Here is a 16,088-nt window from a genome sequence, read left to right on the forward strand (position 1 = left end):
ATTAGTTTAATCCGCTGCACGTATTAATAGGTTGAAAGATAGCGATCAATTTCCCAGGGATGGACGGTCTTGATGTAATCCATCCATTCAAGGGTTTTAAGCTCGATGTAATTATTTGCCAGGTTTTCGCCCAATACTCTTTTGATCAGAGCATCTGATTTCATCGCATCAATTGCTTCGATCAGGGTGATCGGCAGTTCTTCGATGTTTTTATATTTTTGGGAGTCTTTTAATATTTCATCTTCATCCAGATCCGATTCATCCATCAGCGGCAACTTCTTCTCAATGCCTTCAAGACCTGCTTCCAGGATCAGCGCAAAGGTCAGATAGGGATTGCACGTGGGATCGGGACTTCTCAGTTCGAATCGGAAGTAATTATCGATCAGGGGCGGTATCCGAATCAGTGATGAATGATTGCCGAATCCCCAGGTGATATGCCGGGGCGCTTCCTTGCCACCCGTCAAACGTTTATAGCTGTTGACAAGCGGATTGGCAAAAGCCGTGATCCCCTTGATATGGGCTAAGACGCCGGCAATAAAATATCCGGCTTCTTCGGTAAGGGTATTGTTTCTGCTTTCAAAGATATCTGTTCCGTCTTTTATCAATGAAACATGAATGTGCATGCCGCTGCCCGGTTCATCCACCAGTGGTTTCGGCAGGAATGAGGCATGAACGCCGTTTCGTTGCCCGATGGTTTTGACCACGGTTTTAAATGTCATGATATTATCAGCCGAAGAAAGGGCATCGTCATGTTTAAAATCTATTTCATGCTGACCCCGACCTGCTTCATGCCGGGAACTTTCGATTTCAAAGCCCATGTCTTCCAAAGTCAGACAAATTTCTCTACGGGTGTTTTCTCCCCGATCATAGGGTGCCAAATCAAAATATCCGGCCTGATCGGTTGGCATGATTGTGGGATCGCCATTCTCATCCTGCCTGAAAAGATAGAATTCACATTCGGCGCTGGTATTAAACTGAAATCCCTCTGCGGCTGCATGTGCCAGTGTTTCTTTCAAAATCAGGCGGCTATCCGCTTCAAATATTTCACCGTTCGGATAACGGATATCACAAATAATTCGTGCCACCTTCCCCTGTTGCGGCCGCCATGGTAAAATCTGAATGGTACTGATATCCGGACACAACACTAAATCGGAATGATTGGATTCGGAAAATCCAACTACCAATGAGGCATCAAAGGGAATCCCGGTTGCCAGGGCGCGTTGAATTTGCATGGGTGTGATTGCAATATTTCGATTCTGACCGAAAAGATCACAGAATTGAAGTCTGATGAATTTGACATCATTTTCCTCAATAAATTCCATCGCATCCATTATTTTTTTCTCTAGGCTCATTTTACACCTCCGTTTTTTTTATTATGTACATATAACTATTATGATAAGGGTTTTCCTTGTCTGGTGTCAATTTATAAAAGATTTATTTAGAAGATCTTCAACTGGAAACCGCAAAGCGGATCCCCTGAATACCGCGAATAGCGACCACTGAATTGCCGGCGATGCTCTACTTATACTATTTTCATTTATTCTACCCCATCCCGAACTTCATAAACAACGGCATGATTCGGACAACGCTTGTTCTTCTCTTAATCCTAAACCAACGAAAAACACCTTGCAACCGTCACTGTGGTTGACTGTCAGACGCCTTTGAACATGGCGATCAGATCCAATTCATAGCCTTTGTTTCAACAAAAAAAAGAACACGGAAATCACCCCCTCTGAAATCTTGTTTTCTCGGAAGACTGAACCCCATTGTTCTTTGCGTATGTCCTAATTCAATTCTGTATACAATGTACTTTTTTATATTAAAACACACTTCAGCCCGATATTCAATTCTTATTTTGGGCAATTCCGATTGATAAGGATTTCATTTTTTGGTTAACCCAATCTTTTCTTAATGAAGCTGATCCATCGATTTCCGGAATGACAACGTCATCGAAGCCCAGCTTTCTTTAAATATTTTTCTGAAAACTTTTACACCCTTAATTCCGAAAAAATTCGCTTTACAAGCTATTTGCCATGGTCTATAATGAAGTCAACTTCATATTGGTGATTATCAAAATAGCAATGGTGCTTATTAAACGTTTAGATACGTTTTTTAGGGCGCCTTTTTTTTGTTTCTATCATTCTTTCTAACTGTTGATCTATGCGATTAATGCATGGAGCGACAGTTAGAACAAAACTAAAAAATAGGAGGACACTCACGTGCCAAATACAACTCACGAAAACATCGACGAAATTTTCGGATCAAAAGTTTTTAATGCCGGTGTCATGCGAAAACGCCTGCCAAAACACATCTACGCTTCACTGCTTAAAACAATGAAAGAGGATCTGCCTCTGGAAGAAAACGTGGCTGAAGTGGTCGCCAATGCCATGAAAGACTGGGCGCTGGAAATGGGCGCTACCCATTTCACTCACTGGTTCCAGCCGATGACCGGTATCACCGCTGAAAAGCATGACGCCTTCATCACCCCGACCGAAGACGGTAAGGTCATCATGGAATTCTCCGGCAAAGAACTGGTCAAGGGTGAACCGGATGCCTCATCTTTCCCCTCCGGCGGACTCCGGGCAACCTTTGAAGCCCGCGGCTATACTGCCTGGGACCCGACCTCCTATGCGTTCATCAAAGGCTCCACCCTGTGCATTCCAACGGTCTTCTGTTCCTACTCCGGTGAAGTGCTGGACAAGAAAACACCGCTGCTGCGTTCGATGGAAGTCCTCAATACCCATGCGGTCCGCATCCTGCACCTGTTCGGAAAAAATGATGTCAAAAAAGTGACCACCACCATCGGTGCCGAACAGGAATACTTCCTGGTCGAACGCGACCTGTTCACACAGCGCAAGGATCTGATCCTCACCGGCCGGACGTTGTTTGGTGCCAAACCGCCCAAGGGCCAGGAAATGGAAACCCATTACTTCGGCCGTATCCGCGGCCGCGTGGCCAACTACATGGCGGATCTGGACAAGGAACTGTGGAAACTGGGCATTGCTTCCAAAACCCGTCACAACGAAGTTGCCCCTTCCCAGCATGAAATGGCTCCCATTTTCACCAACACGAACGTTGCCACGGACAATAATCAGCTGGTTATGGAATTCATGCAGCGGGTTGCTTATCGCCACGATCTGGCCTGTCTGCTGCATGAAAAACCGTTTGATTTCGTCAACGGCTCCGGAAAACACAACAACTTTTCGATGTCCACCAACACCGGTGAGAACCTGCTTACTCCCGGGGATGATCCGGTCAACAACAAACAGTTCCTGCTGTTCCTCTGCGCCTGCATCGAGGCCGTGAACAAATACAGCGAACTGCTGCGCATCACGGTTGCCAGCGCCGGAAATGACCACCGTCTGGGCGCCAATGAAGCCCCACCGGCCATTGTTTCCATTTTCCTCGGCGAACAGCTGACCGCCGCGCTGAAGTCCATCGAAACCGGCAAACCGGTCAAGGAAGCGAAAGACCTCGTGCTTGAAATGGGCGTCACCACCCTGCCGAAGCTGATCATGGATGCGACGGACCGTAACCGGACCTCGCCATTTGCCTTCACCGGCAATAAGTTCGAGTTCCGGATGCTGGGTTCCAACCAGTCCATCGCCGGACCGAATATTACGCTCAACACCATCGTCGCCGATGTGCTGTGCGACTATGCCGATACGCTGGAAAAAGCGGCTGACTTCGAAACCGCTCTGGATGCCCTGCTGCAGAAATCCGTCATTGAAAACAAACGCATCGTCTTCAACGGCAACAACTACTCCGACGAATGGGTTGAAGAAGCTGCTCGTCGCGGTCTGCCCAACCTGAGAACCACACCGGAAGCCTTGGCTGAATACACGTCCGAAAAGAATGAAAAACTGTTCAGCCGTCACAATATCTACACGCCGGCTGAACTGGAATCCCGTTGTGAGATCCATCTGGAAGAATACAGCAAAACCATCAACATTGAAGCCCTGACCATGCTGAACATGGCCAAACGCGAAATCTCGCCGGCGGTCGTCTCCTACACCAAAGAGGTCTGCGACACCCTGCTGGCGAAAAAATCCTGCGGCGATTTCATCGATGTCTCGGCTGAAACCACGCTGGCCGAACGCATTTCCAAACTGTCCGGCGAACTCATCAAAGCCATTGACAGCCTGGAAACCACCCTGGCCGCTGCCCAGAACTGCGAATCGGCTCAGGCTGAAGCCACCTATCACTGCAACTCGATTATTCCCGCGATGGAAGCACTCCGCAGCACCGCCGATGCGCTGGAATCCATCGTCGGTAAAGAATACTGGCCATTCCCGAATTACGAAGACATTCTATTCTACGTTTAAATTGCTCAAAATCAACGAACTCAGAGCCCCCCCTCCTGAGTTCGTTGTAAAAAGGCTATCCACCGATAGCCTTTTTTGTCGTTGTGGGCTTGTTGAGACCAGATCTATTGACATTTTTGCGATTTTTGATTTATAATGATAAAGTAAGTTTTGCAATGACGCTATGTTAAAAACAATGGGGTTTGTTACCAAATCAATTGCAATCCTTCACAGTTCAATGACAATTTAATAAAAATTTTCAAGGGGGAAAATTATGAATCTTCAACGACCAAACAGCAATGATGCCACCGGAACCTCTAATCGTTCCAAAAGTGTAGTACCGTGTTCCGGTATCTGTTCACGATGTATCGACGGATGTCGCGGTAACTGTGAAATATTCAAGGCCACTTTCAGGGGCCGCGAACTGATTTATCCAGGTCCTTTTGGCGATGTGACCGCCGGTGGTGATAAAGATTATCCAATCGATTATTCACACTTAAACATTCAAGGTTACGCTCTCGGCGCCAAGGGATTGCCGGGCGGCGCCGTCGGTGACCCAGACAACGCACGCTTTCCAAACGTCAATACGGAAACTGCTTATGGCTGGGATAAAAAAGTCGCCATGAACGTGCCCATCTTTACCGGCGCATTGGGTTCCACCGAAATCGCCCGCAAGAATTGGGAACATTTTGCCGTGGGTGCCGCCATTTCCGGCGTAACCATCGTTTGTGGTGAAAACGTCTGCGGGATCGACCCGCGCCTGGTTTTGAATAAAGACAACAAGGTCATTGAAGCACCAGACATGGACCGACGAATCGAAGCATACAAGCGCTATCATACCGGCAAGGGTGAAATGCTGATTCAGATGAATGTTGAAGATACGCGTCTGGGCGTTGCCGAATATATCATCAATAAGCATCATATCGAAACCATTGAACTAAAATGGGGCCAGGGTGCCAAATGCATCGGCGGCGAAATCAAAGTCAATTCGCTCGAACGGGCCATGGAGCTCCAGAAAAGAGGCTATATTGTCACGCCTGATCCAATGGATCCCGTTATTCAGAACGCTTTCAACCAGGGCGCGATCAAGGAATTCGAACGTCACAGCCGTCTCGGATTTATCAGTGAAGAAGGCTTTATCGAAGAAGTTGAACGCCTCAGAGCCCTTGGTTACAAACGCATCACGTTGAAAACAGGCGCTTACGGCCTGAGAGAATTGGCCATGGCTCTGAAATGGTGTTCAAAAGCCAAAATCGATTTATTGACGATCGATGGTGCTCCCGGCGGAACCGGCATGAGCCCCTGGAGAATGATGGAAGAATGGGGTATGCCTTCAATTTACCTGCATTCAGCCGCCTATGAATTTGCAAAAATTTTATCCGATAACGGCGAACGGGTTCCCGACTTGGCATTTGCCGGCGGCTTCAGCAGCGAAGACGGCGTTTTCAAAGCGCTTGCTCTCGGCGCACCTTTTGTCAAAGCCGTTTGTATGGGCCGTGCCCTGATGATTCCCGGTATGGTTGGAAAAAACATCGATCAGTGGATGAAGGAAAACAATCTGCCCAAAACCGTCAGTGAATTTGGCTCGACTCCTGAAGAAATCTTCGTTTGTTACGAAACCGTCAAGAATCTGGTCGGTTCTCAGGAAATCAAGAACATTCCGCTGGGTGCCATCGGCATCTACAGCTACTCTGACAAGATTCGTGTCGGTTTACAACAGCTGATGGCTGGTGCCCGCTGCTTTAACATCGACAGCATTACCCGTAATGAATTGATGTCTCTGACCGAAGAATGCGCAAGCGTAACCAAGATCCCATATCTGATGGAATGCGGCCGCGAAGAAGCACTTGCTATTCTAAAAGGCTGATCCGATCACTTTACCATTAAATAAACGTTGCCCTTGAGCAAGTCGTTTTACCTGCCTTCTGGATTAATGCGAGCATTCATTCAGAAGGCAGGTTTATTTTTTTGTTTTTAACTGCTTTTTAAGAATCCTTCGATAGAATGAAAGATAATTATTCAGCAAAATAAAAAAGAGGAGCGCAATCATGGGATTAAAAGATCTGTTTAAAGATGTTACCGATCTGGCCAAGGATAGTATTGATTCAATTCAGGAAGATATTGCACTTAAAAAAGAAGAACAGCAACGTCTCCGCGCAGAAATGGAAAAACGCATTAAAGGCTTTACCGACACTCTGCTGGGTCAACTCACCAATAATATCGACCCGCTGGCCCGTCCTTTCATTGATGCCGATGATGCTGAGCTCGTTGCTTTTACCAGCAATTTTTCCACAGAACTGCTGTTGCCGGCCAATAGCGCGTCAGCAACTAAAATCGACATGCACCCTGACGAGGAAAAGGTTCTGAAAAATATTCTGAAAACATTCGCCACCTACAATCTTCAGGAAAAATTTCTGTTTCAGTTCAAGGATTCAAAAGAACAGATTGTTCTGGTGACAACCACTAATCTCTATTTTAAAGTCATCTTCCCGGAAAACACTTCATTTTACAGCATCGGCTCGCTCCCGAAAGAAAAACTGATCGACATCAGTATCAGCCGGGACGATCAGCAGTTCCAGCTTCTGGTCAACAGTGTGCCGCTGATAACCATGCCGACGGCAGAAATCCAAACTTTTGATTATGTTACCCTGTCAGAATACCTCAGACGCCTCAAAGCAAAAGATTTCGCCATTGATGACGAGCAGATCAGTGCTTTTATCCCGCTAAAACTTGACCCGACCACACGGGAAATCACAACCAAATTCGTCACCAGCGGTGAAAAACTGGTCTATTTTGCCTGGGGATTGAACAGCCTCGGCTCCACGAAATTTCTCATCTGCACCGATCATAAAATTGTTCTGTATGACCGCGAATTGAATACCGACAAGAGCTTCAGCTATGATGACATCACTTCAATCTCGACTCAGAAAAGCACGGTTTCTTTTCTGGATTTATCGCTCACGCTTGGGATGAACCCGAACGATACCGAAATCCATACCGCCGCTGCCATTGAAACCATCAGCATTCTCTACTCCCGGGAAGCTGAGCGCCTGATCCAGATATACAACCACTACAAAAGCGGTGCTTCCAAAGAAACAGCGCCGGCTAGTTCCGATGCTCAGCCGCAAACAGCCGGCGATCAGCAAGCAGACTCACCCCAGGAAGATCCCATCGCGATGATCGAAAAATTAGCCGTTCTAAAAGAAAAAGGCATTATCAGCGAAGCAGAATTCAATCAGAAAAAGAAAGACTTGCTGGAAAAATTATAAACGATCATTTATTTTACTCTCAAAAACAAATAACCGAGGTCATAAAACCACGGTTGTTTGTTTTTTATTGTCAAATTTAATTTTCAATTTCTTCTTCGCTGTTTTCAGCCACCGCATTTTTTTTATTTTTTATCGCCGTTACTACTTCTTTTTTAAAGGCTTCCTCCGCTTGCATCAGCGGATCCTGACGAACCATCCTGATGGTCGAATAACACATCGCAAACATGATAAAAATAAATGGAAACACCGCAACAATCGGAACGGTTTGTACCGCATCCAGTCCCCCCATAATAATCAGGATCCCTGCCGACAATGCCAATGCGATTCCCCATAACAGCTTGAGACTGGTTCTTGGCGAATCATTTCCGCCGCTGGAGAGCATCCCCAATACAATGGTCGCGGAATCGGTGGAAACGACAAAAAATGTAAATACGACGAAAAGAATCACGACGGTTGTGACTTCGCTTAAAGGGAATTGATGGAAAAGCACAAATATACCGCTGGCAACGTCTGAAGTAATGGCTGTTTCAATCAGTCCCTTTGTCGCCGCTTCAAGTTCAAAATTAAGTGCTGTCGAACCGAATATATCAAAGAAGATCATATCGAATATCGCTGGTACAACAATGCCTGCAAATACAAATTCCCTGATCGTTCTGCCTTTAGAAATTTTTGCAATGAACATTCCCACAAAAGGTGCCCATGAAATCCACCACGCCCAATAAAAGATTGTCCAGCTGTTTAGCCATCCTGCTTGCTCAACGGGATCTGTCCATGTGCTCATCCTGATAAAATTCTGTACATATAATCCCGATGCGTTGACAAAGTTATCTAAAATATATTTTGTGGGTCCAATTAAAAATAAAAACAATAGCAATCCCAGACAGGCAATCATGCTGATATCCGAGCCAACTTTTATGCCTTTATCAATTGGCAGGCATGCCGATGCCAGATAAGCAGCCGCTACGATAACCAGAATAATTATGTAAGCTTCGTTATTCATCGTGATTCCATAATTGAATGAGAGCCCGGCTCCCAACTCCATTGTCCCCAATCCAACGGTTGTTGATACCCCAAAAAAGGTAATACATAAGGCTACAATATCAATGAATTTACCGATCGGGCCGTAAATCTGATCCCCTAAAATCGGATAAAAGCAGGAACTGACAAGGGCGGGCAATCCTTTTCTGAAAATCACCAGACCCATGGGAATTCCCACAACAACATAGATAGCCCAGGGGCTGATTCCCCAATGCAGAAATGAAATCGCCATCGACCATTCAGCTGCCTGAGTACTTCCCGAAGCACCGGCATATGCCGGACCATTTAGAAAATGAGAGACCGTTTCTGCCACCGACCAGTAGATGAGTCCGACCCCCATGCCGGCTCCAAACAGCATGGAAAACCATGAAAAATTTGAAAACTCTGGTTTATCATCATCTTTTCCGAATTTAATTTTGCCGTATTTACTTATAGCAAGGACAAAACAAAAAACAACAAAAAAGAGCACCCCTGCTTCGTACATCCAACCCCAATTGGAAACGGTTACTGAAAGAACCTGCCCCAACACTACAGATAATGAATTGTTGTCCAAAGCGCCCCAAAGAATAAATCCAAAACATATTATTGCAGAAATAATGAATACTGCTGAATCCAAATGGCCAAAAATCCCCCAATTATTTGTAACCTCGGCTCTGTCTCTGGGGATAAAATCGCCTGTTTGATTATTTCTGCTTTTCATGAGAATTCTCCTTCCCGGATCAATTTTCCTTTTCCACCATACGCAATTAAAACGTTTGCAGAAACATAGAGAATCATACCTCCACCTTCTTTACTGTTGTATATGATCAGTATATTTATTATTTCTTTAGTCTTTCAGACCAGTTTATCATCATTTCATTTTCAATTTCTTAGTGAGTTAGCGCCAAAAATATACTTTGTAAATTTTTGGCGCTAATCTCTGGATTATTTTTTATTATATCATACAGTATTGGAAGATGCTGTTTAACCTAATAACTTCTTACATAACAGTACCGCTTCATCGGCAGTTTCTGCCCAGCCATCGGCACCAATTTCTTCGCCCCACTTCGCACTGGTTGGACCGCCGCCGATGATTACTTTATATTGATCGCGAATATTCTGTTCTACCAGATATTCAATCAATACTTTTTGAGATTTCATGGTTGTTGTCAACAGTGAACTCGCAGCCAGTATTTTGGCACCAACTTCATCTGCTTTTTTGACAAAGTCTTCTGGTTTTTGATCGATACCAATATCATAGACTTTAAATCCGGCTGAGGTTAAAAGAGCGCCGACAATATTTTTCCCGATATCATGAATGTCGCCTGCCACCGTGCCAAGCACAATTTTCCCCTTATCCTCATAGGCTCCTTCGCCTTCGCCTGCAGCTAATACTTCTTCAAGCACATCCATACCTGCTTTCATCGCATCGGCTGCCATCATAACATCCGGCAAAAAGGCTTCGCCGCTGATCCAGCTTGCTCCGACTTCTTCGATCCCCTTGATGAATCCCAACTGAACAGCCTGAACCGGATCAGCTTTTTCTGCTATTACTCTTTCTGCCAATTCAACTGCTAAATCCTCATCTCCATCAACGATTGCATCTTTAATTTCTTCAAAAATTGTGTTCATCTCATTCTCCTTTTATTATATTATTTTCATTATTTGTTTAGTAATTCTTTTGCCCGTTTTTCAATAAACGATTCGATTTTTTCTTTAACAACAGGATCCAATGCTGGTGGCACATAGCTGGCAAGCACTTCCTGCCATTTTATTTTTGCCCGTTGGTTTGTATCGAGGCTCTCTTTTGACCATCCGTCGAAAGATTGTCGATCACTTAATTCAGGTCTGTAGAATTCAAGTTTAAAGTTTTTGCGGGTATGCTTTTGTGTCAAGAAATGTCCGCCTGGTCCCACGGTATTGATTACATCAAACGCCATTTTTTCTTCACTTTCACAATCAAAACCTTTAAGATATCGTAAAATCATGCCGGCAATTTCGTCGTCAACCATAAATTTTTCATACGACATAGCCATGTAGTACTGAAGAATTCCTGCCGTATGCATGACAAAATTAACACCGGTGGTGCTGGCTGCAAAGAGCACCATCATGGACTCATAACCGGCCTGAGCATCAACTGTTTTGGAATCGGTCAAGCCCCCGCCGCCTCGGCATGGAACCCCATAAAACCGTGCGAATTGAGCACTTGCTGATGTAAACAGGGCATTTTCAGGATTCCCGATCGACAGCGAACCGGTTGACATATCTGTAACTGCCGATGTCGATCCATAAACAACGGGTGTCCCTGGATTAATGCATTGGGCCAGCGTAATGCCTGCCAATACTTCGGCATTCTGTAATGATAAGGCCCCTGCCATGGTTGCCGGACCAGTTGAACCAGACATTACCAATGAGGCAATGACCATCGCCTGGCCAGTTTCAGCATAAGCCATTAAGCCGCCGAGCATGCGATCATCATATTTCAGTGGTGTCACTGAATTAATCAAACAGATTAACGCCGGTTTTTCTCTGATTACATCCATTCCGCCATGAAGCAACGCGGCAATTTCGATCGTGTCTTTCGCATATTCATATCCTGAGGAACTTCCCATAAAGCATTTATCCGAATTGACAATATGGCTATAGGCCATATCTAAATGACGAATCTCATCGCGAACATCGGTTGGTTCTACCACCGTACCACCGGTCATATGCATATATTTGCTGGCACCAGCCAGTTTGACAAAATTGTCGTAGTCTTCCATTGTTGCATCTCTTTTTACACCATCTGCCTCATAAATAAACGGTGCCCCATAGCCTGGCATATAGATAATATCTTCACCACCACAGACCAGATTGTGTTCCGGATTACGGGCATGCAATGTAAATTGTGATGGCGCTTTTGCCACCATCTCTTTTACAAAATCAGGATCAAAATAGACGCGATGTCCTTCGACGCGTTGTCCATGTTTTTTTAAAACTTCAATGGCTGGATCATAGGAGAATTCAACACCAATTTCCTTGAGAATTCTCATACTGTTTTCATGAATCTTGTTAATTTGTTCATCCGTCAAAATATCAAATTTTGGTAACATGATAAAATACCTCTTCTTCTTAAAATTTTATTCTTGTATATCTACAGCCGTCTGGCTGCTGCCAACATCTTTTAATTCATTATTCTTCAGTAATAACTGACTTTCCGTATAATCCACTTTCAGCGCTTTATAAATACTAAAACACATGACAATCATCACAAACATATATGGGAACGCGGCTACAATCGAAGCGGTCTGCAAAGCCTTTAATGCAGATGTTCCACCAACCAGGATTAACATAATGGTAATTAAACCCTGGGCAATTCCCCAGCCGGCTCTTAATTTTTTGTCTGGATCCATGTCTCCGCCCGACGTCAGCATGGCTAAAACATAGGTTGCTGAGTTTGCTGCTCCGACAAAGCAGACAACGATCAGAACAATTGCCAAAATAGATGTAAGTCCATATAAAGGAAGCTGTTGTAAAAGCGCATAAAGGGCAGTGGTATAATCAGCACCAACTGCAGCTTCGATCGCTCCACCAGAGATGGCGTTTAAATTAAATGCCGCTCCTCCGTAAATGGCAATCCAAATCAGTGAAAAACCGGAAGGTAATAACGATACTGCCAGAATAAACTCTCTGATCGTTCGGCCTTTTGAAACCCGTGCGACAAACTGTCCAACAAACGGTGCCCAGGCAATCCACCAGGCCCAATAAAAGATGGTCCAGCCATTTAACCATTCGACATTTCCCATCCAGAAGGTCTGCCCCACAAGATTTTGAAGATAAGAACCTAACGTATTGGTAAAGTTATTTAAAATAAATACCGAGCCGCCGAAAACAAAAATGAATACCATAAATGCCACTGACAGCCAAATTTTTAAATTCGCTGCTGCCTGCATGGCTTTATGCAGTCCTGAAACAGTTGCCAGAGTGAAAATAACGGTGATCACCGCAATTATAATGGATACTGTCAGCGGACTTGATTTTATCCCCCAGATGTATTCCAAGCCTGTGGCAATCTGTGTCGAACCAAGTCCCAGGCTGGTGGCAACCCCGAAAATTGTTGCAAAGACAGCCAGTATATCGATGGTTTTCCCAATTGGTCCATGTATTTTTTCACCAATTAATGGATAAAAAGCAGAACTGATTAAGAATGGCAAATTTTTTCTGAATTGAAAATAGGCAAGTCCTAAACCGCCAATTGCAAAAATCACCCATGGATGAAGCCCCCAATGAAAAAAGGTTGTCCGCATGGCCAATTCCATCGCTGCCTGTGTTCCGCCCTCTCCCATGGGAGGAGTGAGATAATGCATGATCGGTTCAGAAACTGACCAAAACACTAATCCAATTCCCATTCCTCCCCCAAACAGCATTGAAAACCACTGAAAATTAGTAAATTCAGGTTTATCATCATCCTTGCCCAAGATAATTTTTCCAAAGGGACTGATGGCAACTCCTATAGCAAACACAATAAACAAACCAACTGCCAACAAATATAACCAGCCAAAAGTAGTTGTAATCAACGAATTCAACAGATTAAATACCGTAGTTGTACCTTCAGTAAAAAGCATACTGGCCAATACGAAAAGTATCGCTATTCCAGCTGAAACGTACAATACGGTTCGATTCTTTGCTTGTTTTTCTTGCATTTTAGTAAATCCTCCTTCTGTTTTAGAATTGGTTCACATTTTTTTAGAATATTTTCATAAGTGGGGTGTTTAAGGTTCCTAGTTTTGTACCAGTGATTTTATTGCAATAAGCCATCATCGCATCAGTTGTTGCGGCGGCTTGGTATACCCATGCCGCATTGGCCATTGGCCCGTATAAAATAAAATCCGCGCCATGTGTCAGTGGAAAAGTGAATACCGATGCCCCGGCTGCTTCAAAGTACGGACTTCCCTTTGCTCTCATTTTCTTCCATAAATATAATGCATTCGATGATGCACATCCCCCCGGATAACCATATTGTTCTTTTATATCCCGAATCGCCATTGCGGTCCAACTGCTGCTGGCTACATCCAGGACTCCTGGATCGATGAGAAACTGTTCAACTCCAGCTCTTTTTGCTTTGGTCAATAAGCCTTCGTTTTTTTCATCCCCGACTAAAAGTTTAACGCGTTTAGCCGGTTGCAAATGTTTTTTACTGAACGCCAGCACAACTGCGGTTTTAACGCCACACTCTTTGATCACTTCCAGTTCATGTTCGGTGCAGCTTTCTTCCAGTGAATTATAGATAATCCGGCTCATGGCTTCTGTATCATTGGCAAAATGTTTTAGCGTTTCGATCCTTACCTCTGGGCTTGGACTGTCAAACAGTATTGGTGTTGTGGTATTTTTCAAGACAAATTCCACATGTTTGGTTAATGCAATCTCCGTGTCTCCAAGTACATCGACAATTCTTGGATTGCCTGTTTCTTCCGATAATTCCGCTTCTCTGTCTAATAATTCCTTGGCCGCCACTTCATCGAAGATTCCTTTTTCAGAATCTTTGGTAATTTTGTGTCCCCGATAAAATATGCTACCAATTAAAACCGTCGGATATTCTCCAGGCTGACCGCCTATTTTGGTTCCATTGATGTCATAAACAAATTGATCTGCAGTAAATCTAAACATTTTTTCGCTCCTTCATTAAATTAATATAATTGCGTACTTTTTATTTTCCAACAAACAGCAAAACGATTACACCCTTTCTTTGTTTACTCCTTTCATTTTTTCTTAAATGGATCTTCTGTCAGTTATTGATGTTATGTATCGCAAAAACCGTGCCAACTAACTTCATTCTTTATCATAAGTATTATAGCCAATCTCAGTACTTTTAAACACTAACTATTTACCAATTATGAAAAACGGACCCATAATTTACCAATTTTAACAATCCATTATGTTTTGAGGCCTTTCACGGCAAAGTATTTTGATTTATTCCAGAATTTAGATTATAATTAAATTAGTTGAATCATAAAAAAAGTAAGATATTGAAGCTTAAATGCGAGAATACTTACAATTAATTGTAGGAAAAGGAAAAGACAATGCGAAATTACTTTGAACATAGTCAGGAATACCTAGATTATTTGAAAACGCTTCCAAATGAATTTTTTTTAGAAATATTAGAAAATTGTTTTTTTGAAATAACCGTTACCGATAAAAATGGAAATGTATTATATGCCAATCCAGCGTGCCTTCAGTATCATGGTATTTCCGCAGAAAAAATGTGGAAGCTTAATTTTTTAACATCTTTTCAGGGTCTGTGGACGCCTCCTTCTACAGCTGCCGCCATCGAAAAGAAACGAACAATTATTTCAAGACAACGTTCACTGTTACCCGATGAAGAACACATTACCATTACAACCCCTTTATATAATAATGAAAATGAATTAATTATGCTTGTCTATAACACGCTTAAACGGGAATCCTTTGTGGAATTTGATTTGGATTATCTAAACCCTGAAAAAGAAAGTATTGTAGAAACAGAAGCCAAGGAAAAAAGAAGGGATAAAGGCGAAAAAAACAAAGCCAGCAATAATATCGTCGGTCGCAGCTATATTCTCTACCAAACCCTTCACAAACTAAAAAAAGCCGCTAAATCAGATATACCTGTACTATTGTTAGGTGAAAGTGGTGTCGGAAAAAGTCTGATCGCCAAATTTATTCATGATTGCAGTCCAAGAAAATCAAGCCCTTTTATTTCAATCAATTGTACTTCTATTCCTGACAACCTTATTGAAAGCGAGCTCTTCGGATATGTACCTTACGCTTTTACCGGAGCCAGTCCAAAGGGAAAAAAGGGATTAGTCGAAATGGCAAACAACGGCACCTTATTTTTAGATGAAATTGGAGAATTAATGCCGAATATACAAGTAAAGTTTCTGGATTTCTTGGAAAATCAACGATTTACTTCCGTCGGCGGGTTGGAATCAAAAACCGTCAACACGCGAATTATTACCGCTACTAACAAAAATTTGGCAGAATTGGTTGAAAAGAATAAGTTTCGAGAAGATTTATACTGGCGAATTAATGGTATTACTCAGACCATTCCAGCACTTAGAGAAAGACGGGATGACATCTTCCCCATCGCTCAGTATTATCTGAAAGAATATAATCAAAAATACAATCAAAATAAAGTGTTTTCAAATCAGGTCATTGAATCGATGATTCAATATGATTGGCCGGGAAATGTAAGACAACTTAAAAACGCAGTTGAACAGATGGCTGTTATGAGCCTCGGAAGTGTGATCGGAATGGATAAGTTGCCCGAACAGCTGGCAGCATTTTTTGATAATAAAGATCACCAAAAACGAAACGTCATTTTTGATGATCTTGTTGAGAATTACAAACGAAATATTATCGTAGATTATTATGAAAATTATGACGGCAACATCAACGAGATGGCCGAAGCGCTTGGATTGAGCCAAACTACATCCTATCGTCTCGTGAATAAATACATAAAAAAATAATATAAAACAAA

Annotated in this window: 10 protein-coding genes; 4 read left to right on the plus strand and 6 right to left on the minus strand. The window is 43.2% G+C overall.

From position 1 onward, the window contains the following. Window positions 1–23 precede the first annotated feature (23 nt). Window positions 24–1,352 carry a type I glutamate--ammonia ligase gene (gene glnA / locus GH808_RS07105; protein WP_186842087.1) on the minus strand — a complete coding sequence of 443 codons (1,329 nt, stop codon included), beginning with the start codon at window positions 1,350–1,352 and terminating at the stop codon, window positions 24–26. Window positions 1,353–2,219: 867 nt separating this feature from the next. Here glnA and GH808_RS07110 point away from each other — a divergent pair. The 3 genes from GH808_RS07110 (at window position 2,220) to GH808_RS07120 (ending at window position 7,573) form a co-directional block, all read left to right on the plus strand. Further along, window positions 2,220–4,325 (plus strand): glutamine synthetase III family protein, encoded by a 2,106-nt coding sequence (locus GH808_RS07110; RefSeq protein WP_186842088.1) that lies wholly within the window; start codon window positions 2,220–2,222, stop codon window positions 4,323–4,325. Between the two features lie 253 nt (window positions 4,326–4,578). After that, entirely contained in the window at window positions 4,579–6,171 is a 1,593-nt protein-coding gene (locus GH808_RS07115; RefSeq protein ID WP_186842089.1) for an FMN-binding glutamate synthase family protein, read from the plus strand. A gap of 181 nt (window positions 6,172–6,352) precedes the next feature. Next, entirely contained in the window at window positions 6,353–7,573 is a 1,221-nt protein-coding gene (locus GH808_RS07120) for an SHOCT domain-containing protein (protein WP_186842090.1), read from the plus strand. A gap of 76 nt (window positions 7,574–7,649) precedes the next feature. On the opposite strand, the gene GH808_RS07125 is transcribed toward GH808_RS07120, so the two are convergent. The 5 genes from GH808_RS07125 to mtgA all read right to left on the minus strand — a co-directional run bounded on the left by GH808_RS07125 (window position 7,650) and on the right by mtgA (window position 14,239). After that, complete coding sequence (locus GH808_RS07125) at window positions 7,650–9,311, minus strand: glycine betaine uptake BCCT transporter (RefSeq protein ID WP_186842091.1); 1,662 nt, start codon at window positions 9,309–9,311, stop codon at window positions 7,650–7,652. Window positions 9,312–9,574: 263 nt separating this feature from the next. Continuing rightward, complete coding sequence (gene mtgC / locus GH808_RS07130) at window positions 9,575–10,222, minus strand: glycine betaine-specific corrinoid protein MtgC (RefSeq protein WP_186842092.1); 648 nt, start codon at window positions 10,220–10,222, stop codon at window positions 9,575–9,577. A gap of 29 nt (window positions 10,223–10,251) precedes the next feature. Further along, on the minus strand, window positions 10,252–11,685 hold the full coding sequence (mtgB, locus tag GH808_RS07135; protein ID WP_186842093.1) for a glycine betaine--corrinoid protein methyltransferase: 1,434 nt from the start codon (window positions 11,683–11,685) through the stop codon (window positions 10,252–10,254). Between the two features lie 27 nt (window positions 11,686–11,712). Further along, the gene (locus tag GH808_RS07140) at window positions 11,713–13,275 is read right to left on the minus strand and encodes a glycine betaine uptake BCCT transporter (RefSeq protein WP_186842094.1); all 1,563 of its coding nucleotides are present in this window, start codon (window positions 13,273–13,275) and stop codon (window positions 11,713–11,715) included. A gap of 43 nt (window positions 13,276–13,318) precedes the next feature. Next, window positions 13,319–14,239, minus strand: coding sequence for a [methyl-Co(III) glycine betaine-specific corrinoid protein]--tetrahydrofolate methyltransferase MtgA (gene mtgA / locus GH808_RS07145; protein WP_186842095.1), 921 nt, complete (start codon window positions 14,237–14,239; stop codon window positions 13,319–13,321). Between the two features lie 413 nt (window positions 14,240–14,652). Between mtgA and GH808_RS07150 the strand changes: the two genes are divergently transcribed. Further along, window positions 14,653–16,077: a sigma-54 interaction domain-containing protein gene (locus GH808_RS07150; protein WP_186842096.1), complete on the plus strand. Its 1,425-nt coding sequence runs from the start codon at window positions 14,653–14,655 to the stop codon at window positions 16,075–16,077. Window positions 16,078–16,088: the final 11 nt, after the last annotated feature.

The organism is Acetobacterium fimetarium, assembly GCF_014284475.1.
Lineage (GTDB): Bacteria > Bacillota > Clostridia > Eubacteriales > Eubacteriaceae > Acetobacterium > Acetobacterium fimetarium.

Excerpts from the sequence above, each read along its gene's own strand:
- mtgB (WP_186842093.1), bottom strand. The coding sequence starts at position 11,685 with ATGTTACCAAAATTTGATATTTTGACGGATGAACAAATTAACAAGATT.
- GH808_RS07115 (WP_186842089.1), top strand. The coding sequence starts at position 4,579 with ATGAATCTTCAACGACCAAACAGCAATGATGCCACCGGAACCTCTAAT.
- GH808_RS07150 (WP_186842096.1), top strand. The coding sequence starts at position 14,653 with ATGCGAAATTACTTTGAACATAGTCAGGAATACCTAGATTATTTGAAA.
- mtgA (WP_186842095.1), bottom strand. The coding sequence starts at position 14,239 with ATGTTTAGATTTACTGCAGATCAATTTGTTTATGACATCAATGGAACC.
- GH808_RS07120 (WP_186842090.1), top strand. The coding sequence starts at position 6,353 with ATGGGATTAAAAGATCTGTTTAAAGATGTTACCGATCTGGCCAAGGAT.
- mtgC (WP_186842092.1), bottom strand. The coding sequence starts at position 10,222 with ATGAACACAATTTTTGAAGAAATTAAAGATGCAATCGTTGATGGAGAT.
- GH808_RS07140 (WP_186842094.1), bottom strand. The coding sequence starts at position 13,275 with ATGCAAGAAAAACAAGCAAAGAATCGAACCGTATTGTACGTTTCAGCT.
- glnA (WP_186842087.1), bottom strand. The coding sequence starts at position 1,352 with ATGAGCCTAGAGAAAAAAATAATGGATGCGATGGAATTTATTGAGGAA.
- GH808_RS07125 (WP_186842091.1), bottom strand. The coding sequence starts at position 9,311 with ATGAAAAGCAGAAATAATCAAACAGGCGATTTTATCCCCAGAGACAGA.